The organism is Pseudomonas sp. 7SR1 (assembly GCF_900156465.1).
Lineage (GTDB): Bacteria > Pseudomonadota > Gammaproteobacteria > Pseudomonadales > Pseudomonadaceae > Aquipseudomonas.
The window spans coordinates 4,949,825-4,971,844 of record NZ_LT707064.1; the positions used below are offsets into that span (position 1 = coordinate 4,949,825).

20 protein-coding genes are annotated in these 22,020 nt (G+C 61.3%); 10 read left to right on the forward strand and 10 right to left on the reverse strand.

Annotated elements, in window-relative coordinates; translation table 11 throughout:
- Positions 1 to 2: 2 nt before the first annotated feature.
- The 5 genes from BW992_RS21810 (at position 3) to BW992_RS21830 (ending at position 6,033) form a co-directional block, all read left to right on the forward strand.
- Positions 3 to 833, forward strand: a complete 831-nt coding sequence (locus BW992_RS21810; protein ID WP_072391149.1) for a carbohydrate ABC transporter permease — start codon at positions 3 to 5, stop codon at positions 831 to 833.
- Between the two features lie 37 nt (positions 834 to 870).
- Complete coding sequence (locus BW992_RS21815; RefSeq protein ID WP_072391145.1) at positions 871 to 1,974, forward strand: ABC transporter ATP-binding protein; 1,104 nt, start codon at positions 871 to 873, stop codon at positions 1,972 to 1,974.
- Between the two features lie 15 nt (positions 1,975 to 1,989).
- On the forward strand, positions 1,990 to 3,471 hold the full coding sequence (locus tag BW992_RS21820; protein WP_072391142.1) for a mannitol dehydrogenase family protein: 1,482 nt from the start codon (positions 1,990 to 1,992) through the stop codon (positions 3,469 to 3,471).
- A gap of 123 nt (positions 3,472 to 3,594) precedes the next feature.
- Complete coding sequence (gene xylB / locus BW992_RS21825; RefSeq protein WP_072431106.1) at positions 3,595 to 5,082, forward strand: xylulokinase; 1,488 nt, start codon at positions 3,595 to 3,597, stop codon at positions 5,080 to 5,082.
- A 12-nt stretch (positions 5,083 to 5,094) separates the two neighbouring features.
- Positions 5,095 to 6,033 carry a carbohydrate kinase family protein gene (locus tag BW992_RS21830; RefSeq protein ID WP_076407095.1) on the forward strand — a complete coding sequence of 313 codons (939 nt, stop codon included), beginning with the start codon at positions 5,095 to 5,097 and terminating at the stop codon, positions 6,031 to 6,033.
- Between the two features lie 76 nt (positions 6,034 to 6,109).
- On the opposite strand, the gene BW992_RS21835 is transcribed toward BW992_RS21830, so the two are convergent.
- The 5 genes from BW992_RS21835 to BW992_RS21850 form a co-directional block, all read right to left on the reverse strand.
- Positions 6,110 to 6,388: a DUF1652 domain-containing protein gene (locus BW992_RS21835; protein WP_072391133.1), complete on the reverse strand. Its 279-nt coding sequence runs from the start codon at positions 6,386 to 6,388 to the stop codon at positions 6,110 to 6,112.
- A gap of 373 nt (positions 6,389 to 6,761) precedes the next feature.
- A complete protein-coding gene (ilvA, locus tag BW992_RS21840) occupies positions 6,762 to 7,769 on the reverse strand; it encodes a threonine ammonia-lyase, biosynthetic (RefSeq protein WP_072391130.1) in 1,008 nt (335 codons plus the stop codon).
- Between the two features lie 239 nt (positions 7,770 to 8,008).
- Positions 8,009 to 9,157, reverse strand: a complete 1,149-nt coding sequence (locus BW992_RS21845; protein WP_076407096.1) for a PQQ-dependent sugar dehydrogenase — start codon at positions 9,155 to 9,157, stop codon at positions 8,009 to 8,011.
- Positions 9,158 to 9,195: 38 nt separating this feature from the next.
- Entirely contained in the window at positions 9,196 to 9,339 is a 144-nt protein-coding gene (locus tag BW992_RS26985; RefSeq protein ID WP_231991080.1) for a hypothetical protein, read from the reverse strand.
- An 18-nt stretch (positions 9,340 to 9,357) separates the two neighbouring features.
- On the reverse strand, positions 9,358 to 9,699 hold the full coding sequence (locus tag BW992_RS21850) for a hypothetical protein (protein ID WP_072459216.1): 342 nt from the start codon (positions 9,697 to 9,699) through the stop codon (positions 9,358 to 9,360).
- Positions 9,700 to 9,918: 219 nt separating this feature from the next.
- Here BW992_RS21850 and ku point away from each other — a divergent pair, with 219 nt between their 5' ends.
- Both ku and ligD read left to right on the forward strand, forming a co-directional pair.
- Positions 9,919 to 10,809: a non-homologous end joining protein Ku gene (gene ku / locus BW992_RS21855; RefSeq protein ID WP_072391121.1), complete on the forward strand. Its 891-nt coding sequence runs from the start codon at positions 9,919 to 9,921 to the stop codon at positions 10,807 to 10,809.
- 32 nt (positions 10,810 to 10,841) lie between these two features.
- Positions 10,842 to 12,830, forward strand: coding sequence for a DNA ligase D (gene ligD, locus BW992_RS21860; protein ID WP_076407097.1), 1,989 nt, complete (start codon positions 10,842 to 10,844; stop codon positions 12,828 to 12,830).
- A gap of 48 nt (positions 12,831 to 12,878) precedes the next feature.
- Here the strand turns inward: ligD and lpxO are convergent, their stop codons facing one another.
- On the reverse strand, positions 12,879 to 13,778 hold the full coding sequence (lpxO, locus tag BW992_RS21865) for a lipid A hydroxylase LpxO (protein ID WP_072391114.1): 900 nt from the start codon (positions 13,776 to 13,778) through the stop codon (positions 12,879 to 12,881).
- Positions 13,779 to 14,083: 305 nt separating this feature from the next.
- On the opposite strand from lpxO, the gene BW992_RS27365 reads away from it, so the two are divergent.
- Positions 14,084 to 14,218, forward strand: a complete 135-nt coding sequence (locus BW992_RS27365; RefSeq protein WP_256327893.1) for a hypothetical protein — start codon at positions 14,084 to 14,086, stop codon at positions 14,216 to 14,218.
- A 450-nt stretch (positions 14,219 to 14,668) separates the two neighbouring features.
- Here BW992_RS27365 and BW992_RS21870 read toward each other — a convergent pair whose 3' ends face one another.
- Together BW992_RS21870 and BW992_RS21875 are read right to left on the reverse strand one after the other, a co-directional pair.
- Positions 14,669 to 15,661, reverse strand: coding sequence for a fimbrial protein (locus tag BW992_RS21870; protein WP_076407098.1), 993 nt, complete (start codon positions 15,659 to 15,661; stop codon positions 14,669 to 14,671).
- A complete protein-coding gene (locus BW992_RS21875) occupies positions 15,658 to 16,410 on the reverse strand; it encodes a fimbrial biogenesis chaperone (protein WP_168199565.1) in 753 nt (250 codons plus the stop codon). The genes BW992_RS21870 and BW992_RS21875 overlap by 4 nt, the downstream gene beginning before the upstream one ends.
- A gap of 769 nt (positions 16,411 to 17,179) precedes the next feature.
- Between BW992_RS21875 and BW992_RS21880 the strand changes: the two genes are divergently transcribed.
- Together BW992_RS21880 and BW992_RS21885 are read left to right on the forward strand one after the other, a co-directional pair.
- The gene (locus tag BW992_RS21880) at positions 17,180 to 18,766 is read left to right on the forward strand and encodes an ABC-F family ATPase (protein WP_072391104.1); all 1,587 of its coding nucleotides are present in this window, start codon (positions 17,180 to 17,182) and stop codon (positions 18,764 to 18,766) included.
- A 183-nt stretch (positions 18,767 to 18,949) separates the two neighbouring features.
- A complete protein-coding gene (locus BW992_RS21885) occupies positions 18,950 to 20,143 on the forward strand; it encodes an MFS transporter (protein ID WP_076407099.1) in 1,194 nt (397 codons plus the stop codon).
- Here BW992_RS21885 and BW992_RS21890 read toward each other — a convergent pair.
- On the reverse strand, positions 20,137 to 21,174 hold the full coding sequence (locus BW992_RS21890; protein ID WP_072391098.1) for an alpha/beta hydrolase family protein: 1,038 nt from the start codon (positions 21,172 to 21,174) through the stop codon (positions 20,137 to 20,139). The genes BW992_RS21885 and BW992_RS21890 overlap by 7 nt on opposite strands.
- 208 nt (positions 21,175 to 21,382) lie before the next feature.
- Complete coding sequence (locus tag BW992_RS21895) at positions 21,383 to 21,991, reverse strand: FMN-dependent NADH-azoreductase (RefSeq protein ID WP_076407100.1); 609 nt, start codon at positions 21,989 to 21,991, stop codon at positions 21,383 to 21,385.
- Between the last annotated feature and the right edge of the window lie 29 nt (positions 21,992 to 22,020).

The following is a 22,020-nucleotide window of genomic DNA, read 5'->3' on the forward strand; positions in this document are numbered from 1 at the left end:
CCATGACTCTTCAACAATCCCGTCGGCTGCAAAGCCTGCTGCTGGGTACGCTGGCCTGGGCCATCGCGATCGTGATCTTCTTCCCGATCTTCTGGATGGTGCTGACCAGCTTCAAGACCGAAATCGACGCGTTCGCCACGCCGCCGCAATTCATTTTTGCGCCGACGCTGGAGAACTATCTGCACATCAACGAGCGCAGCAACTACTTCAGTTTCGCCTGGAACTCGGTGGTGGTGTCCTTCAGCGCCACGGCCCTCTGCCTGCTGATCGCAGTACCGGCGGCCTACTCCATGGCGTTCTACGAAACCCAGCGCACCAAAGGCACCCTGCTGTGGATGCTCTCCACCAAGATGCTGCCGCCGGTGGGCGTGCTGATGCCGATCTACCTGCTGGCCAAGCAGTTCGGCCTGCTGGATACCCGGGTCGCACTGATCATCATCTACACACTGATCAACCTGCCCATCGTGGTCTGGATGATTTACACCTACTTCAAGGACATTCCCCGCGACATCCTCGAGGCCGCGCGCCTGGACGGCGCCACCCTATGGCAGGAGATGGTCCGCGTGCTGCTGCCGATCGCCAAGGGCGGGCTGGCATCCACTGTGCTGCTGTCGCTGATCCTGTGCTGGAACGAGGCGTTCTGGTCGCTGAACCTCACCTCGTCCAAGGCTGCGCCGCTGACGGCGCTGATCGCTTCCTACTCCAGCCCTGAAGGTCTGTTCTGGGCCAAATTGTCGGCCGTCTCGACCCTGGCCTGCGCGCCGATCCTGATTTTCGGCTGGATCAGCCAGAAACAGCTGGTGCGCGGTTTGTCCTTCGGCGCCGTCAAGTAACGCGCCTTACATCTTTATCAAGCGGAGGCTCATCATCATGGCCAACCTGAAAATCAAGAATCTGCAAAAAGGCTTCGAAGGCTTCTCCATCATCAAGGGTATCGACCTTGAAGTGAACGACCGCGAGTTCGTGGTCTTCGTCGGCCCGTCGGGCTGTGGCAAATCCACACTGCTGCGGCTGATCGCCGGCCTGGAAGAGGTCAGCGACGGCACCATCGAACTCGATGGCCGGGACATTACCGAAGTCAGCCCGGCCAAGCGCGACCTGGCCATGGTGTTCCAGACCTACGCCTTGTACCCCCACATGAGCGTGCGCAAGAACATGTCCTTCGCCCTCGACCTGGCCGGCGTGCCCAAGGCCGAGGTGGAAAAGAAGGTCAACGAAGCGGCGCGCATCCTTGAACTGGGACCGATGCTCGAGCGCAAGCCCAAGCAACTGTCCGGTGGCCAGCGCCAGCGCGTGGCGATTGGCCGGGCCATCGTGCGCAACCCGAAGATCTTCCTGTTCGACGAACCCCTGTCCAACCTCGACGCCGCACTTCGGGTGCAGATGCGCCTGGAGCTGGCGCGCCTGCACAAGGAGCTGCAGGCGACCATGATCTACGTGACCCATGACCAGGTCGAGGCCATGACCCTGGCGGACAAGGTGGTTGTACTCAACGGCGGTCGCATCGAGCAGGTCGGCTCGCCGCTGGAGCTCTATCACCAGCCGGCCAACCTGTTTGTCGCCGGCTTTCTCGGCACCCCGAAGATGGGTTTCCTCAAGGGCAAGGTCACGGCGCTCAGCGGCCTGGGCTGCGAAGTGTTGCTGGATGCGGGCACGCGTATCCAGTTGCCCGTCAGCGGGGCCAGCCTGGACGTCGGCAGCGCGGTGACCCTGGGCATCCGCCCGGAACACCTGAACCTGGCACAACCGGGCGAATGCACCTTGCAGGTGACGGCCGACGTCAGCGAGCGGCTGGGCAGCGACACCTTCTGCCACGTCACCACGGCGTCCGGCGAAGCCCTGACCATGCGCGTTCGTGGCGACCTGGCGAGCCGTTTCGGCGAGCAGTTGAGCCTTCATCTGGACGCCGACCACTGCCACCTGTTCGATGCCGATGGCGTGGCGCTGACCCGCACGCTGCGCGCCGCCGCCTGATTACCGAGACCCGTGATGAAACTCAACCGTCAAAACCTGCACAACCTCGCTGCGCACGTCGCCCTGCCCGCCTATCCCTTGAGCGATATCCGCCAAGGCATCGCCCACATCGGCGTCGGCGGTTTCCACCGGGCTCATCAGGCGTACTATACCGATGCGCTGATGAACACCGGCGAAGGCCTGGACTGGGCCATCTGTGGCGTAGGCCTGCGGCCCGAAGACCGCCGCGCGCGGGACGACCTGGCCGGCCAGGACTACCTGTACACGCTGTATGAACTGGGTGACACCGACGACACCGAAGTGCGGGTCATCGGCGCCATAGCCGACATGCTGCTGGCCGAAGACAGCGCCCAGGCGCTGATCGACAAGCTCGCCGACCCGCAGATCCGCATCGTCTCGCTGACCATCACCGAGGGTGGCTACTGCATCGACGACAGCAACGGCGAGTTCATGGCCCACCTGCCGCAGATCCAGCACGACCTGAGCCACCCGGACCATCCGAAAACCGTGTTCGGTTTTCTCTGTGCAGCCCTCGCCAAGCGGCGTGCCGCGGGCATCCCGGCATTCACCCTGATGTCCTGCGATAACCTGCCCCACAATGGCGCCGTGACGCGCAAGGCGCTGCTCGCCTTCGCCGCGCTGCGCGATGCCGACCTCGGGCAATGGATCGACCGCAACGTGAGCTTCCCCAACGCCATGGTGGATCGCATCACCCCCATGACCAGCGTGGCCCACCGCCTGCAACTGCACGACGAACACGGGATCGACGACGCCTGGCCGGTGGTCTGCGAACCGTTCGTGCAATGGGTCCTGGAGGACAAGTTCGTCAATGGTCGGCCGGCCTGGGAAAAGGTTGGCGTGCAATTCACCGACGATGTTTCGCCTTACGAGGAGATGAAGATCAAGCTGCTCAATGGCAGCCACCTGGCCCTGACGTACCTGGGCTTTCTCAAGGGCTATCGCTTTGTCCACGAAACCATGAACGATCCGCTGTTCGTGCGTTACATCCGCGCCTACATGGACCTGGACGTGACACCGCAACTGGCACCGGTGCCCGGCATCGACCTGGGCGAGTACAAGGACACCCTGGTGGAGCGTTTCTCCAACCAGGCCATTGCCGACCAGTTGGAACGGGTCTGCTCGGACGGCTCGTCGAAGTTTCCGAAGTTCACCGTTCCCACCATCAACCGCCTGATCGCCGATGGCGCTGAAACCCGCCGCGCGGCGCTGGTGGTTGCGGCCTGGGCCGTGTACCTCAAGGGCGTGGACGAGAACGGCGCGACGTATTCGATCCCGGACCCTCGGGCGGCGTTCTGCCAGGCCCTGGTGGCCGACGATGCGCTGGTGACACAGCGGATGCTGGAGGTGGAAGAAATATTTGGCACCGCGATCCCCCGCTCGCCGGAGTTCGTGGCAGCATTCGAATGGTGCTGCAACAGCTTGCGCGAGCACGGGGTAACACGAACACTTGAACGGGTATTGGCTGACGCAGACTGAACCTGCGGACGCGGTCGCTTTTTTGTGGCGAGGGGATTTATCACCTTGCCACAGGTTCCAGGTTCCAGCCTGTCCCGGTCCGAACAGTTCTGTGCTGACGGTTCATTGATATCAAGGATTTCCATGGCAAACCAACAACTGTTCCTGGGCATCGACTGTGGCACCCAAGGCACCAAGGCGCTGATCCTGGATGCGATCAGCGGCCAGGTACTTGGCCAGGGCGCCGCTGCCCACAGCATGATCAGCGGGGCCAACGGTCGCCGTGAACAAGACACCGGGCAATGGCTCGATGCCTTTACCCAGGCGACTCATCAGGCGCTGGCTGCGGCCGGGGTCGATGGCCAGGCCATCCTCGGCATCGGCGTGTCCGGCCAGCAACACGGCCTGGTCCTGCTTGACGACCAGGGCCAGGTCTTGCGCCCGGCGAAGTTATGGTGCGACACCGAGACGACGCCGGAAAACGATCGGCTCCTGGCGCACCTGGGCGGCGAGGACGGCAGCCTGGAACGCCTCGGCGTGGTCATCGCGCCCGGCTACACGGTGTCCAAGCTGCTCTGGACCCGCGAACGACACCCGGATGTCTTCGCCCGCATCGCCCGCATCCTGCTGCCCCATGACTTCCTCAACCATTGGCTCACCGGCCGCCATTGCAGCGAATACGGCGACGCCTCGGGCACCGGTTATTTCAACGTGCGCACCCGCCAATGGGATGTGCGACTGCTGCAGCACATCGACCCCAGCGGCCGATTGCAGGCGGCCCTGCCGGAACTGATCGAGGCCCACCAGCCCGTCGGCCGCATCCTGCCGGCCATTGCCGCGCGCCTGGGCATCAACCCCGAGGCCGTGGTGGCAAGCGGTGGCGGAGACAATATGATGGGCGCCATCGGCACCGGCAACATCCAGCCAGGCGTGATCACCATGAGCCTCGGCTCTTCCGGCACCGTCTACGCCTACGCCCGGGAACCGGCGGTCAGCCCGCAGGCATCGGTGGCGACGTTCTGTTCATCCAGCGGTGGCTGGCTGCCATTGATCTGCACCATGAACCTGACCAACGCCACCGGTGCGATCCGCGAGCTGCTGGGGCTGGACATCGAGGCTTTCAACACCCTGGTGGCCCAGGCACCCATCGGGGCCGAGGGTGTCTGCATGCTGCCGTTTCTCAACGGCGAACGCGTGCCTCCCCTGCCCCATGCCAGCGCCAGCCTGCTGGGCCTGACGACTACCAACCTGAGCCGGGCCAACCTGTGCCGCGCGGTGGTCGAAGGCACGACGTTCGGCTTGCGCTACGGCCTGGACCTGCTGCGGGCCAACGGCCTCGAGGCCCGCAGCATTCGCCTGATCGGCGGCGGCTCGAAAAGCGCGGTCTGGCGGCAGATCGTCGCCGACATCATGGACACCACCGTCATCTGCACCGAGCAGAGCGAAGCGGCCGCCCTGGGCGCGGCGATCCAGGCCGCCTGGTGCCATTCAGGATCGCCGCAAGGCCTGGACGAGCTGTGCGAGCGTTGCGTCAAGCTCGATCCGGCCAGTGAAACCCGGCCGATCGCCGAGCACGTCGCGGCATCGCAACAGGCCTATGAACGTTACCGACAACACGTCGCAACCCTTTGAGAGCAGGCAATTATGTTTCTGGTGTGTGGTGAAGCATTGTTTGATGTCTTCAGCGAAGACGAGGCTGGCGGTCCGGTCGCGCAGGTCAATTTCAAGGCCATCGCCGGCGGCTCGCCGTTCAACGTGGCGGTGGGGCTGCGCCGCCTGGGGAGGGAGTCGGCGCTGTTCGGTGGTTTGTCCACCGACTATCTCGGCCGGCGCCTGCGCCAGGTCCTGCTCAGCGAGGGCGTCAGCGCAAACTACCTGGTGGACTTCGATGCACCGACCACCCTTGCGATGGTTGCCGTCGGTGCCAATGGCTCACCCCATTACAGCTTCCGTGGCGAGGGTTGCGCGGATCGTCAACTGACTCTGGAGCATCTACCCGCGCTGGGGCCGGAGGTCCGCGGCCTGCATTTCGGTTCGTTCTCCCTGGTGGTACAACCCGTCGCCGACGCGTTGCTGGCACTGGCGCAACGCGAAAGCGGCCAGCGCCTGATCAGCCTCGATCCGAACGTGCGACTCAACCCGCAGCCGGACATCGAACTCTGGCGTGCCCGGATCGGGACGCTGGTGCAATTTGCCGACCTGATCAAGGTCAGCGACGAAGACCTCGGCCTGCTCTACCCTGAGCGCGATCCAGGCACGGTGATCCAAGGCTGGCTTGAACACCGCTGCCAATTGGTCTTCCTGACCCGGGGTGGCCAGGGCGCAACGGTGTTCAGTCGCCGCCATGGCAGCTGGTCGATGCCCGCCCAACCGGTCAAGGTGGCCGATACCGTGGGCGCAGGGGACACCTTCCAGGCCGCCCTGCTGACCTGGCTGTCGGAGAACGAACTGGATTCGGCCGAAGGCCTGCGGACACTGGAACGGGATCAGGTCAGCGCCATGCTGCAATTCGCCATGGGCGCGGCCGCCCTGACGTGCGGCAAGACAGGTCCGGACCTGCCGTACAGGCACCAGCTGAGCTGAGGGAAACGAGGGGAAACCGGACGCCGGGCCTGGGCTTGAGCCCCAGCCCAACGTCTGCGTGACTGACTATGGGCTATTAACGCCCGGTCATTCGATGCTGCTGGTGGAATTGATTACCGGTGACATGACTGTGGTCAAGCTCGGTACGCAGGTCGGCGATCAGATCGTTGATGGCCCGGCAGCTGGTGAGCTTGTTGGCATCGATATCGGTTCTGAGCAAGGCGACACGATCGGTTACATGGTCATCGAAGACCTTGATGGTCATCGACAGATCGGGTGACAAGGTGCATTGGGAGCGCTTGGGTAACAAGCTGCTTTCAATGATGCTGCGCATTTCGAGGGCAGATAAAAACATGGCGACTCTCTCCTGTTGAGGCGTCCAACTTATGTTCACGACGACGGTGATTCTTGTCCGTGTTCTTCCGTGCGGACTGGGACGATAAAAAAACCGTGCCGTTCGTTTTTGGCGTTTTAATCAATAGGCTCGTACAAACGAACTCTTGGATCATCCCGCAAAAAATATGCCTGCAATTGCCACGTTTCTGTTTGATGTAAATCAATGACTTAGCGTGCCAGCGTCGAGACTTCCTCGGGCAAAATGCAAGGAAGCGGCGTATTGCTCTTGCAAACTGCAATTGCTCATTGCGTCGGAAGCTAGATTAGCCCTAATTGCCATCATGCAAAGGGGCGTCCGTCGGCTGGCATGAAAAAAGCGATGACAGGTCATGTCACGCCGTTTCCAGGGCGGCTCGCTGCGCGACCTGCCCCAGGCTATCGAAGTTGATATTGGCACCGGAGTCGATGGCCACCAGCGTCTGGCCCCGGATGCCGGTACGGGCCACATACTGCTTGATGCCGGCCACCGCCAACGCGCCGGAAGGCTCGGTGATCGAGCGGGTATCGTCGTAGATATCCTTTATAGCGGCGCACAATTGGCCGTTGCCGACCGTGATCACCTCGTCCACGCAGAAGCGGCAGATCTCGAAACCATGGACGCCGATCTGCGCCACCGCCACGCCATCGGCGAAGGTCCCCACGCTTGGCAGGATGATTCGCTCCCCTGCGGCCAACGCCGCCTGCAGACAAGCGGAGTGTCGGGACTCGACACCGATGATGCGCACCTGTGGGCGCAGGTACTTGATGTAGGCGGCAATCCCGGCGATCAGCCCGCCTCCGCCCACCGGAACGAAGATCGCATCGAGCGCGCCGGCATGCTGGCTGAGGATTTCCATGGCGACCGTACCCTGGCCGGCGATCACATCGGGGTCATCGAAAGGAGAAACGAATTCTCGTCCGGTCTCACGGGCCAGGTTCAACGCATGCTCCAGGGCATACGGAAAACTCTCCCCGTGCAGCAGGGCTTCGGCGCCCCGGTCGCGTACGCCCGACACCTTCAACCCGGGTGTGCTCCTGGGCATCACGATGCAGGCCGAGATGCCCAGCTCCCGCGCCGCCAGCGCGACGCCCTGGGCATGATTGCCGGCCGATGCGGTGATGACACCACGGGCCCGCTGCGCCGGGGTCAACCGGACCAGCTTGTTGTAGGCGCCGCGGATCTTGAATGAGAACGTCGGTTGCAGGTCTTCGCGCTTGAGCAGGATCCGGTTGCCCAGGGCCTGGGACAGCGCCGGCGCCGCTTGCAGCGGGGTGCGTACGGCCAGTTCGTATACCGGCGCGGCGAGGATCTTCTTGACGTAGTGTTCCAGTAACGTTTGCTCGTGGCGGGTCGCGGTCATGGCGTGCTCCTGGTGAGGTGGAAGCCCAGGAGACAGAAAGAAGAAACCCGCCTCGAGGGCGGGTTGGGTACAGTCGTCAGCTAGCCCGCCAGATAAGGAATGGCGGTAATAATGCTTGGTTGGTTGCGCAGTACGGTGTTAGTCATGCCTGGAAACTAGCCGGGTGTCGAGGGCAAGTCAATCACCAGTGTGCGGTAGACCGAATCAAGGCCACCGCCCTGCGGATCACCCGGCGCTGTTTACTTGAGCCCGACCCTGTACAACGCACCGTCATCTTCGTCCGTCAGCACATACAGGTAACCGTCCGGCCCCTGGCGCACGTCCCGGATGCGCTCCTTGAGTTCCCCCAGCAAACGCTCTTCGTGGGCCACCTTGTCCCCCTCCAGTTGCAGGCGGATCAGGTCCTTGGACACCAAGGCGCCGATGAACACGTTGTGCTGCCAGGGTTTGAAGCGGTCACTGTCGTAGAACGCCATGCCACTGAGCCCCGGCGAAACCTGCCATACATGATGAGGGCCAAGCGCACCGTCGACGATCTTGCCCTGGGCTTCGGGAATCGGCGAACCGGAGTAGTTGATGCCATGGGTCGCCAGCGGCCAGCCGTAGTTCTTGCCACGCTCTATGATGTTCAGTTCATCGCCACCCCTGGGCCCGTGCTCGTTCTCCCACAGCGTACCGGTCCAGGGATTGAGCGCGGCGCCCTGGGGATTGCGTACACCGTAGGACCAGATCTCGGGCCGGACTTCTTTCTGCAGGACAAAGGGGTTATCGTCCGGCACCTGGCCGTCCGGGTAGATACGCACGACCTTGCCTTGCAGCTTGTCCAGGTCCTGGGCCGTAGGACGCTGGTTGTTCTCCCCCAGGGTGATGAACAGATAGCCATCCCGGTCGAACACCAGGCGCGAACCGAAGTGATGTCCCGTCGATAGCTTTGGCTGCTGGCGGAAAATCACATCGAAGTTCTCCAGGCGCGTCAGGTCCTGGGACAACTGCCCGCGCCCCACCGCAGTGCCGGCCTTGCCGTCCTCACCGGCCTCGGCATAGGACAGGTAGACGGTACGATCCTGCTTGAAGTCCGGCGACAGCACCACATCCAGCAATCCGCCCTGGCTCCTGGCCCAGACCTCGGGTACGCCGCCCAGGGGCGCCGATAATCGGCCTTCGGCATCCACCAGGCGCAGGTTGCCGGACCGCTCCGTCACCAGCATGCCCCGCTGGTCCGGGAGGAACGCCACGGACCAGGGATGCTCCAGCCCCCTGACCACGGTGGTCACCTCCAGGGTGCCCTCCTCGCTCTTCAACGACTGGGTCTGGGCGGCCGTGGCCACGGTGGCGAATGTCAGGACAGTGCTGGCGCAGAGCGCAGCGATGAATGTCTTATGCAACATGCACAGCTCCTTCTGTTATCACTGGCGATTACCGTTGTTCATGTTCCGGTTGGGCGTGCCGTGGTCACCTCCAGGGTGCCCTCCTCGCTCTTCAACGACTGGGTCTGGGCGGCCGTGGCCACGGTGGCGAATGTCAGGACAGTGCTGGCGCAGAGCGCAGCGATGAATGTCTTATGCAACATGCACAGCTCCTTCTGTTATCACTGGCGATTACCGTTGTTCATGTTCCGGTTGGGCGTGCCGGACTCGATGGTGGGCCTGGGTGAACCAGGCGGCGGCCCGGAACGCGGATAACCGTTGCCGATACCACCATTTTCCAGGGTCGGGGGTCGAGGTGCGGGGATCGTCGGATTGTGGCGGATCGTCGGCACGTTGGGCTGGGTGCCCTGCATGCTGTTGGGATTGGCCCGCCGTATCGGATTGCTGTAGGGGTCATTGTTGCCCGGCAGGTTCTGGGCCAGGACCAGCGCCCCGGGGTCCGGCGTCGCCTGGGCGGCACCGGCCAGCAACAGCGCGGAAACGGCGAGCATCAGCCTGTTCATGGGTTTCTCCTGCGTCGCGAAATCGCTCAGGGATATCGAAAGCACGCTACTGCTCTGGTTCGCCGTTGTTAAGTGAAAGTCCCGGTAAAGATGTAACGAGGCATCTCCGGGCAAATCGACAGGCGTTCCCGTCACGGCTTGAACTCGCTTCCAGGGAAACTTTTGCCGGGGCCGGAAGGTCACCAAGAGAGACTTCATCACTGGCAAGGAACCCCCACCATGGCACGGGCAATCTGGAAAGGCGCTATCAGTTTCGGGTTGGTGCATATCCCGGTTGCGCTGGTGTCGGCGACGTCATCCCAAGGGGTGGATTTCGACTGGCTGGACAAGCGCAGCATGGACCCGGTGGGCTACAAGCGGGTCAACAAGGTCACCGGCAAGGAAGTGACCAAGGAAGACATCGTCAAGGGCGTCGAATACCAGAAAGGCCAGTATGTGCTGCTCAGCGAAGAGGAGATCCGCTCCGCACACCCCAAGTCCACGCAGACCATCGACATCTTTTCCTTCGTCGACAGCGAGAAAATTCCACTGCAGAACATCGACACCCCCTACTTCCTTGCCCCCGACAAGCGCGGCGGCAAGGTCTATGCGCTCTTGCGCGAGACCCTGGTCAAGACCAACAAGGTGGCCCTGGCCCATGTCGTGTTGCATACCCGCCAGCACCTGGCGGCCCTCATGCCCCTGGAATCGGCTTTGGTGCTGGTGATGCTGCGCTGGCCCGCCGAAGTGCGCGACCTGGATATCCTGGAACTGGGCGACGAGGTGATTCACCCGACGCTGGCCAAGGGTGAGCTGGAAATGGCCAAGCGCCTCGTGGAGGACATGAGTGGGGATTGGGAACCCCAGGCATACCGCGACAGTTTCGAGGACAAGATCATGGAACTGGTGGAGAAAAAAGCCAACGAGGGCCGGCTCGAAGCAGTGGAAACCGACCCGGGCGAAGAACAACGCAAGAGCGCCGATGTCATCGACCTCACCGAACTGCTCAAACGCAGCCTGGGCAGCAAGGGCAAGGCGGCCGACAAGCCCGGCGGCAAGACCGCCGAGAAAGCCGCCAAGCCTCGTAAATCCACCCCTGCCAAAAAAGCCACCAAGGCCTCCCGGGGCTAATCCCCGAAGCCAGTACTGCAAGGGAATCTGTCATGGCCAAGGCCGATAGTGAATATGCCCGTTCGTCCGGCACCGAACCGGACACCGTCACGACTCGCGACGACAACCGGCGAGACGACAGCCTTACCGATAACCGGTTACCCGAACGCCTGTCCCCACAACTCGCTACGCCCGTGGAGCAACCACCGGCCGGCGAGTGGCGTTATGAAGTCAAATTCGATGGCTATCGACTGCTGGCCCGCATCGAGCATGGCGCGGTCCGCTTGTTCAACCGCAATCACCAGGACTGGACCGAGCGCCTCAAGCTGCACGCCGATGCCCTCGCCGCCCTGGGCCTGGGGGACAGTTGGCTGGACGGTGAACTGGTGCTGCTCGACGATACCGGGCGATCCGACCTGGCGGCCCTGCGGCAGGCTTTTGAGATCGGTCGCACCGTGGACCTGCTGTATTTTCTGTTCGATGCGCCATTTCTCAATGGTCGGGACCTGCGCCAGGTGCCGGTGGAAGAACGGCGAGCTGCGCTGAAAAAGGCCCTGGCCAACAATGCCAGCAAACACCTGCGGTTCTCCGAAGCATTCTCCGCCAGCCAGGACGAGATCTTCGAGAGTGCCAGCGCCCTGTCGCTGGACCGTGTGGTCGGCAAGCGCCTGGGCAGCCCCTACGCGGGCCAGCGCAGCGTCGATTGGGTCAAACTCAAGTGCCGGCTGCGCCAGGCCTTCGTGATTGTCGGCTTCACCCGTGCGCAAGGCACCCGCAGTGGTTTCGGTGCGTTGCTGCTGGCGGTCAACGGCCCTGCGGGGCTGACATACGCCGGTCGGGTTGGCACAGGGTTCAATCAAGCCCAGCTCAAGGGCTTGCACGAGCAGCTCTTGAGGCAGGTGCGTGACACTTCGCCCCTGAACGTTCCCCTCAATACGGCACAAGGGCGCGGCGTGCAGTGGGTCGAGCCAACCCGCGTCTGTGAAATCGAATTCGCCGAGTGGACCCGCGACGGCCTCGTGCGCCAGGCAGCCTTTCTCGGCCTGCTGGCCGACACGCCAGTCGACCAGGTGGTGCGAGTGCAACCCTTGCCGATCAAGGCCATGGCACCTGAACCCAAGCGCGGCGCAAAACATCGCGCGGTGCATGTCGGCGGCGTGAAGATCTCTCATCCCGAGCGGGTCATCGACAGCGTCAGCGGCGTGCATAAGGTGGAACTGGCGCAATACTACGCGGACATCGCGCCATGGATCCTGCCCCATCTGAAACAGCGCCCGGTGGCCCTGCTGCGGGCACCGGATGGAGTCGGTGAAGAGCAGTTCTTCCAGAAGCATGCCGACCGCCTGGAAATTCCCCATATCCGCCAGCTGGATCCGGCCCTGGACCCTGGCCATGCCGCGCTGATGGAAATCGACAGTCCACGGGCACTGATCAGTGCGGCTCAGATGGGGACGGTGGAGCTGCATACCTGGACCGCGACCCACGACCGGATCGAAACCCCCGACCTGTTCGTCCTGGACCTGGATCCGGACCCGACACTGCCCTGGAGCGCCATGCTGGAAGTCACCCGCCTGACATTATCGGTGCTCGACGAATTGGGGCTGCAGGCATTCCTCAAGACCAGCGGCGGCAAAGGCATGCACGTTATCGTGCCGCTGGCGCGCAGTGAGGGATGGGACACGACCAAGGCGTTCGCCAAGGCCATCTCTCAATTCATGACCCGGCAGATGCCCCAGCGGGTGACGGCCACCATGGGGCCCAAGAACCGGGTCAGGAAGATCTTCATCGACTACCTGCGCAATGCCCGGGGCGCCAGTACGGTAGCCGCCTATTCGGTACGCGCCCGGCCCGGCCTGCCGGTGTCGGTACCGATTGCCCGGGCGGAACTCGATGGCCTGCGTAACGCCCAGCAATGGGATATCCATACCGCACTGGAGCGAGCCAGGGGGCTGGGCGCCGATCCGTGGGACGGCTACAACCACCGCCAGCGGATCACGGCCCGGATGTGGCAACAACTGGAGGCCGAGAAGCCCGGAGAGTGAGCTGCTCGCGTCCCGACACCGTGCAGGAACGGGACTGCGGCAGCCCCCTCAGATCCAGACGAAAATCGCCAACAGCCCACCGAAGAACGCCCATTTCTGCAGGTAATACAGGGTACGGTTGCGCTTCTTCAGGGCCTTGCCTTGCAGGCGGATCCTGTAGAGCCTGGAAAACGCCCGGTTCAGCCCGCCGGTCCTGTCGCCAGCATCGTTCGGTGCACCGGCGGCCGCCATTACGGTGCGACTGAACCAACGGTTGAAGGCACTGGCCCAGCGGAATTTCATCGGCCGCTCCACGTCGCAGAACAGGATGATGCGGTTGTGAGGCGTGGTGTTCTCGGCGTAATGGATGAACGTCTCGTCGAACATCACCGCCTCGCCATTACGCCAGTGGTATTGCTGGCCATCGACATTGATGTAGCAGCCAGGATCGTTGGGCGTATCCAGGCCCAAGTGGTACCGATACGAACCGGCATACGGGTCGCGGTGCCGGACCAGCTTCGAGCCTGGCGGCAACTCGGCGAACATCGCCGCCTTGATCGACCCGATGCCCTGTACCAGCTCGGTAGTGCGCGGACACAGCTTCATGGCCGAAGGATGGCTGTCGCCGTACCACTTGAGATAGAAGCGCTTCCAGCCCGTCTTGAAGAACGAGTTGAAACCGACATCGTCATATTGATTGGAGCGCTTGATTTCTCCTGCCTTCAGCAGGTTCTGGCCTTCGGCGCGAATTTCTTCCCAATGGGCCTGCAAGGGGCTCAGGTCGGGAAAATCGGCCGTTTCCAGGTAAGGCCTGTTGGGCAGTTTCGAACACAGGTACAGCAGGCAATTGATAGGCGCGAGGAAGGAGGAATGGTCGCTCAACTGGCGACCGAGCTTGTGCCGTACACGCCCACGCAAGTGCACATAGCCGATGGAGAGGATATAGATCGCAACAATGATGAGTTTCACGCGATTCGTCACACAGCTTAAGTGAACGGACTGCTCTCCCCACCAATCGGCAGCGTGAGGGCATCTGAAAGATGGCATTTTAGCCACACTTTGTAACTGAAAGTTACCCTCAATTGTGAAAAACTGTCATGCCCGGCCCCCCTCCCCAAGCGCCCCTCGGCCCAGCCACGCCCCCAGACAATGTCATAAGGACTGAATCAGAAGCGACGATGCACTCCAGGCATCAGCTCCCTAGAAAAAATGAATTAGTCACTTGCCCGCTCGGTCAAGAATTATGAACGCAGTAATCTGACGAGGTAACAGAGATGACTATCGAAGCAGAGACACTCGTGCAACTGACCGAAGCGCTTCAAGAGCAAGGCATGGTTCTGGTCTCGGACGTGGCATTCACCCGTGCACCCTACCGGCAGAATCATCGCTGGATCTGCATCGTGGAGTAGCGAGCGCCATGACGGGTGGACCCGTCCTGCGCGCTGGCGATCGCTAGCTGTTTTCGCCTTGCCTGACCTTCATCTCAAGACTTTTGTACAGAGCCTAGGGTGATGGAGTACCACCTTCGACCGGTCGTCCATCAAGGGCAGGCATCGGGTCCGTCTGGACCCCGGTGGATAGACAAGCCCAGGCTTCATATGCACGCCTATGGCGAGAGACCGCCTCATCCCAGCGAACCCCTGAAACTTCGCGAGAAACGACGAGCATCATGAGATGATTCGTGGCTGCATCGAGATCGAGCAGCAGGTGATGGGCGTTGAAGCGAAAATCGTCAATCGAAGGCATGAGGTCACACATGAAATCGGCGGATTACCAGGGATCAGGTGCCCTGCCACGTAGAATCATTGTGACACCACTTCGATTGACGATGTGAAAGCCCAGACGATCGGTGGCCTGGGCTACTTGTAGTACACGTCAAAGATAGCGCCGGCTTTGAAGCTGCCCAGCTTGGGTTTATCCGTGCGCCACTTCAAACGAGCCTCGAATTGCTTGCTGTTACTGGTCGAGCTGACTTGAGGAATCACCACGAACGCGTTGTTGAAGCGCAGCGGGGTGTGGTTGTCGGCATCCAGGATTTCGATACCGACCGAATCATTGTCCTTGGGCACCAGGGTTCCCATACTGTCGTATAGACTCGCGTTCTCCGCGGGTCGCAGAATCCCGTTCAAACCATACACGGCGGTACCTTGACAGGTACGTTGTTCAAAGAGCGAGAAGGTGGCACGCTTGATTTCAAGCCCGGGAGTTGCGCCAGCACTGATGATATTTCCGAAACTCATGGTAGTAGGATTCACGGTAACCGTGGACGAACAGGGGATGAGGTTGGCGGTGAGGCCTTTGACAACTACAGAGAGCAACCCCGAAATAGGCTGCCCCTCCTTCCCAATCGTATAGGGAACATAGTTGTTCAGGTCTACTGTCCTGGTCTGTGAAGTCGTGCTTGCAGCGGTCTTTTTTAAAATAAACAAAGAGGCCTTGTAATATCCGAACTCATTGACATTTATCTGCCCTACCGACGTACTGTTCGTAGGCATGGTCCTTGCGCGCACAGACTTGGTAACAGACGGGCGATAGTCAGTGCCATTCAACGTCACCCCGACTTCTATATCCGGACCAAAATCCCGGCCGAGGGGATTAAGAAAAAAATAGGTCGCAAACGTCGAAGGTCCTAACCAGCAGTTGTAGTTCAGGTCCTGGGCGGGCATCCGCCATACTACCGTTCCTGCAGGTGCCGAGTCGGGTATCGTTACAGAGGCATTGATTTGCAAGGCTTGCGTAGTTGCATGAGTGTAGGTGTTGTCACAGGTGTATTGCACCTCGCTCTGGGCCTTGGACTCAGACACATTGAAACTCAACGAAAGCGCTGCCAGGATACTTATTGCTTTATTCATATCGGCGATCCTGAATTAGGTGTGGAACGCGTCACAGCCATCACATGCGGAGTTCTATCGCCCTCATCCGTGATGAACGTGCTGGTAATCCTGGCTATTGGCTTTGCACAATCGGCCAGCTGTACATCCCGTGTAGAAAAGGGGGGCAACATCAGGTGCGCCACGGGTTTCCCACACACCCGCCCCTGCCGATCAAGGAATTGGACATCCGTGAGAGTCTGGAAATAAGGCGAATCATTGTGAGCATCGAGGATGGCATCTTTTGATTGGGTCGCCTGCCGCCAATACAACCTGGTAAAAGCTTCTGTCGGAGACATAGGCAACGCGGGGCGGAAAAATACCTTCAGGCGGTGACGCAGGACAATCTGCAACCTGTTCTGCTCCGCAGGAACCTTTGGAATATCCATCACACTCAATAGAAAACAGGATTCCCGATCCCGAGGAAGCCCAACCCCTTGATACAGAATATCAACCGTCTGCTTGTCTCCGGGCTGAATCTCAATTAATGGTCTTGAAAGCGCAAGCGGCAAGTCGTCCAGAGCTTGCTGATCATCGCCATCACCAAATGTGACCTGAGCCAGCACGGCTTGCTTGCCAACATTTTCGATCGTAATTGTTTTTGCCTTGTCCCTGGCATTGAAGACGAACCGGGTCGTCCCACCGAAATCAACATCTGCCGCCGCCAGCCCAGTAAACGTTATCGTTTGAGACAGTAGCCAGACCAAGGCACCGAACTTGATAAACCGCATAAAACAAACCATCCCTGCCACAAACAAAATCATTCATTGAAATTGCAAGCTTCCCGCCCACGACCAGACAGAACCATCAATACTCCCAATATTCGGCTGCAGCCCGGCACTGGTTTTTTATAACATCGAGCATCGGTTCATTCCAGGAAATGGCCGCTCTTTAAGAATCGTCTTAATTCCGGCAATCGATCTATAAAACAATAACCAGGTATTGGGCTCAGCTATATAACATCGGCAAGCGAAGGGCCGCAGTTACGCAACATCGTAAACTGGAAAGACGAATCACCACTTGCAGTTGGTGAAACCTGATCTGGCACTGATCGGCGGATAGCGCTTTATCGGTTACATGCGGATCGATCGATGTGCCTGTCGACAACCTCCCGCGAGCGACCTTACGTACCCGAGGAGATCGGCAGGCCATTTACAGCGCAGCTCCATGAAAGCCAGGCCGGCAGCTCTCGCCCTCCAACCCTCCTGCGAAGCGATCACGCGCTCCCGCAAGGAAGCCCGCTGATGAAGGGTCAGGTGCGGATGCGCTTTCGGCTGCCATACAACTGCCGTCATACTTATGCGACAATGCGCGCAACGTCCAACATGCCCCCCGCATTCATCGCTCAGCAGCTTGGCCACAGCGTCCAATGTTGCTGGCGACGTATGCGCGTTGGCTCAACCTCAAGCTCGGACTGGGCGGAGCTGGAGAAGCTCCGAATGGATACCACATCGGTATCAGGGAAAATGACCAGCTCTAACCCATTGATAGGTAAGGTAATTGATCTCCACAGCTAACATCACCATGCAGTTCGGCGCCAAGCCGCTGTTCGAAAACGTTTCGGTCAAGTTCGGTGCGGGCAACCGCTATGGCCTGATCGGCGCCAACGGTTGCGGCAAGTCGACCTTCATGAAAATCCTCGGTGGCGATCTCGAGCCGTCCGGTGGCCAGGTGATGCTCGAACCGAACGTACGCCTGGGCAAGCTGCGCCAGGACCAGTTCGCCTACGAAGCCTTTACCGTGATCGACACGGTCATCATGGGTCACGAGGAACTGTGGAAGGTCAAGGCCGAGCGTGATCGCATCTACTCGCTGCCGGAAATGACCGAAGAAGACGGCATGGCCGTGGCCGAGCTGGAAACCGAGTTCGCCGAGATGGACGGCTACACCGCCGAGTCCCGTGCCGGTGAGCTGCTGCTGGGCCTGGGCATTCCGCTGGCACAGCATTTCGGTCCGATGACCGAGGTGGCGCCGGGCTGGAAACTGCGGGTCCTGCTCGCCCAGGCGTTGTTCTCCGATCCTGAAGTACTGTTGCTCGACGAACCGACCAACCACCTGGACATCAATACCATCCGCTGGCTGGAAAACATCCTCACGGCGCGTAACAGCACCATGATCATCATTTCCCACGACCGGCACTTCCTGAACAGCGTCTGCACCCACATGGCCGACCTGGACTACGGTGAGCTGCGCCTGTTCCCGGGCAACTATGACGAGTACATGATCGCCGCGACCCAGTCCCGCGAGCAGCTGCTGTCGGACAATGCCAAGAAGAAAGCCCAGATCGCCGAGCTGCAGACCTTCGTCAGCCGCTTCTCGGCCAACGCCTCGAAAGCCAAGCAGGCCACTTCCCGCGCCAAGCAGATCGACAAGATCCAGCTCGCCGAGGTCAAGCCGTCGAGTCGCGTGAGCCCATTCATCCGGTTCGAGCAGACCAAGAAACTGCATCGCCAGGCAGTCACCGTCGAGCGTATGTCCAAGGGCTTCGACGGCAAGACCCTGTTCAAGAACTTCAGCTTCACCGTCGAAGCCGGCGAACGTGTGGCGATCATCGGCCCCAACGGTATCGGCAAGACCACCCTGCTGCGCACCCTGATGGGCGAACTGACACCCGATAGCGGCTCGGTGAAATGGACCGAAAGCGCCGAGCTGGGCTACTACGCCCAGGACCACGCCCATGACTTCGAAGACGACGTCAGCCTGTTCGAATGGATGGGCCAATGGACCCAGGGCGAACAGATGATCCGGGGCACCCTGGGTCGCATGCTGTTCTCCAACGATGAGATCCTCAAGTCGGTCAAGGTGATCTCCGGTGGCGAACAGGGCCGCATGCTGTTCGGCAAGCTGATCCTGCAGAAGCCCAACGTACTGGTGATGGACGAACCGACCAACCACCTGGACATGGAATCCATCGAAGCGCTGAACCTGGCGCTGGAAAACTATCCGGGCACGCTGATCTTCGTCAGCCACGACCGCGAGTTCGTGTCGTCCCTGGCCACCCGCATCATCGAACTGAGCGCCGACGGCGTCGTCGACTTCAGCGGCACTTATGACGACTACCTGCGCAGCCAGGGTGTGATGTTCTAGGACCGTCCCCAACGGCCAATGAAAAGCCCTGTCCAATGCGACAGGGCTTTTTTGCATTCGGCATCCCCATAGGCGCGAGCCGGGTTCAAAGGCCTTGGCCTGGCCATTTAGTTAGCCTGCTTTCTTTTCTCCCCATCTCGCGCCATCATGGACCTCTCCCGCCGCCGCCCGCGAACGAGCTCCATGTCAACGCCTCAATCCGCCCCCAGCTCCCTGTCGGTCACCCTGCAGATCGTCTCCATCGTTTTCTACACGTTCATTGCCTTTCTCTGCATCGGCCTGCCGATTGCCGTATTGCCGGGCTACGTCCACGAGCAACTGGGCTTCAGTGCGGTGGTGGCTGGATTGACCATCGGCTCGCAGTACCTGGCGACCCTGCTCAGCCGGCCCATGGCCGGGCGGCTGTCGGACAGCGTCGGCACCAAGCGGGCGATTGTCTACGGTTTGTCGGGTATCGTGCTCAGCGGGGGGCTGACCCTGCTCTCCACCTTGCTGCAAAGCCTGCCACTGCTGAGCCTGCTGATCCTGATCGGCGGCCGGCTGTTGCTGGGGGTGGCCCAGGGCCTGATCGGCGTAGGCACCATCAGTTGGTGCATGGGCCAGGTCGGAGTGGAACACACGGCCCGTTCGATTTCCTGGAACGGCATCGCCTCTTATGGCGCGATCGCCATCGGTGCCCCCCTGGGAGTGGTGATGGTGGGCGACCTGGGTTTCGCCAGCCTGGGGATCGCCTTGTCGCTGCTGGCCGGTGGGGCGCTGTTGCTGATTCGCAATAAACCGTCGGTGCCGGTGGTTCGTGGCGAGCGCCTGCCTTTCCGGGCGGTATTCGGCCGTATCGCGCCGTTTGGAACGAGCCTGTGCCTGGCCTCGATCGGCTATGGCACGCTCACGACATTCATAACCCTGTTCTACCTCAGTCGCGGCTGGACCGGCGCGGCCTGGTGCCTGACCGTCTTCGGCATCTGTTTCATCCTCTCGCGCTTGTTGTTCATTTCCAGCATCGGCCGCTTCGGAGGGTTCAACTCTGCCATTGCGTGCATGAGCATCGAAACCCTCGGGCTGGTGTTGCTGTGGCTGGCGCCTTCCACAGGGTTCGCCCTGGTGGGCGCGGGGCTGGCCGGTTTCGGGCTGTCGCTGGTGTACCCGGCGCTGGGCGTGGAGGCCATCAAGCAGGTGCCGAACACCAGCCGCGGCGCGGGATTGAGTGCCTACGCCGTCTTCTTCGACCTGGCCCTGGCGATTGCCGGGCCCATGATGGGCGCGGTGGCGTTGAACCTGGGTTATTCATGGATCTTTTTCAGCGCCGCTGTACTGTCGATCAGCGGCCTGGCCTTGACCCTGCTGCTACGCCAGCGTGCCGGAAAAGCCGCTTATTGATCCGCGGTCCGCAGGCCGGCGCGGGTCGGCCTACCCAAGGCCTGGCTGAAAAAGCGCCCTGCTTCGGAGATCATGGTGCGGTGGATGTCCTTGCGGTCGACGCCATCGGCATCGGTGCAGAGCGCAGGCATCGCGGCGATCTGCTCTTCAGTGCAAGGGGCCATGAACACGAAATGCCCGGCCCCGGCCAGGGTCTTGAAATCCGGCGCGGTGGGCAGTTTGCGGGCCAGGGCGGCGGCATTCTTGTCAAAGGCCACCAACTTGTCGCCATCGCCGCTGTACAGCAGCACCGGCACATGGACGTCGGCCAGGGTATGACGGCCGAACTTCAGGCTCAACGGCGCCATCAACAACAACGCCCGGACCCTGGGGTCGGCCACCGGATGCAGGTCGTCGCGGTCGGCAATCAGCTCGCCCTGGGTGTTGCAGGCATCGCGATCATCCGGCCGCTCATGGCAGTAGCGACGCAGGCGATCGAGATCCGGGGTGGCGCCCGACAGGATCAACGCGGTTTCGCCGCCGGCCGAATAGCCGATCACGCCCACCTGCCCGGCATTGACGAACGGCGACAGCATCGGGTCGCTCAACGTTGCGGTGATGGCTTCGGAGATCTGGATGGGCCGTCCGTACAGATTGCTCAAGGTGCCGAGCCGGCTGTGGTCCTGGGCGTTATCGCCCGGATGAATCACCGCCACCACCACGAACCCCTTGCGCGCCAGGGACGTGGCCAGGTCATGCAAGGCCAGCGGCGTACCGGTGTTGCCATGGGAGAGCATCAGCATGGGAAAGCGGCCGATGGCGATCCGGGCGTCCGGCGCGGCATCGATCTCATAGCCTTCCAACCGGCTGGTCTGCTCCCGGGCGGTCGACGGATAGAAGGCGATGGCACGCATGGGCTGGTGGTCCAGCGGATCGAGGAAGCTCAGCTCATGGAAACCGGCACTCCAATGAGGCTCCAGCCCCGGTGCGGCCTGTACTGTCACCAGGCTGCCGAGCAAACCAAGCAGTAACCCTGCACCAAGACGCTTCATCGACTCTTCCACCTTCACCAGCGAACGACAGAGACCTGTCCGCTCGCCGCCCTGACGTGCACCCGGCAGCCAGAATACAGCGTTTTACAAGGGTTTCGATATGCACGGTAAGAACAAGCCCGCCCACGACAGCGATGTATCGCCCGGCATCGCTGCTGGATGACACACCGCTATCGCGGGCGGGCCGCTCCCGGAGGATTCAACAGCGTTATGCGGCGGCGAACTGCTCGCCGATCTGCAGCTTGGCTTCGCTCATGGCCTTGGTGCGCATGTCATCACCGTAAGCCAGGCCTTCGGCCCGGACGATCTCGATGTCGGTGATGCCGAGGAAACCGAACAGCAGTTTCAGATACGCTTCATGACCCACGCCGCTTGGCTGGCCGGCATGCAGGCCGCCGGCAGTGGATACGATGACCAGTTTCTTGTTGCCGCACAGGCCTTGCGGACCGGCTTCGGTGTAGCGGAAGGTCTGGCCAGCGACGGCGATACGGTCGATCCAGGCCTTCAATTGGGTCGGGATGGTGAAGTTGTACATCGGCGCAGCCACTACCAGTGCATCCGCCGCCAGGAATTCGGCCAGGGTGGCGGCGCTGAGCTGCGCCTCATGCTGCAGGGCGGCGTCGCGCAGTTCGGCGCTGGTACCGGCCGCCACCAGCGTCTGGGCGGAGAAGTGGCTGATGGCGTCGGCGGCCAGGTCGCGATAGGTCACCTCCACGTCCGGCTCGGCGGCTTTCCAGGCCTGGACCACTTCGCGGCTCAGCTGGCGAGAAGCGGAGTTGTCTCCGAGAATGCTCGAATCGATGTGCAGAAGTTTCATGAAGTGCTCTCCAAGTGGAATCGCTACCG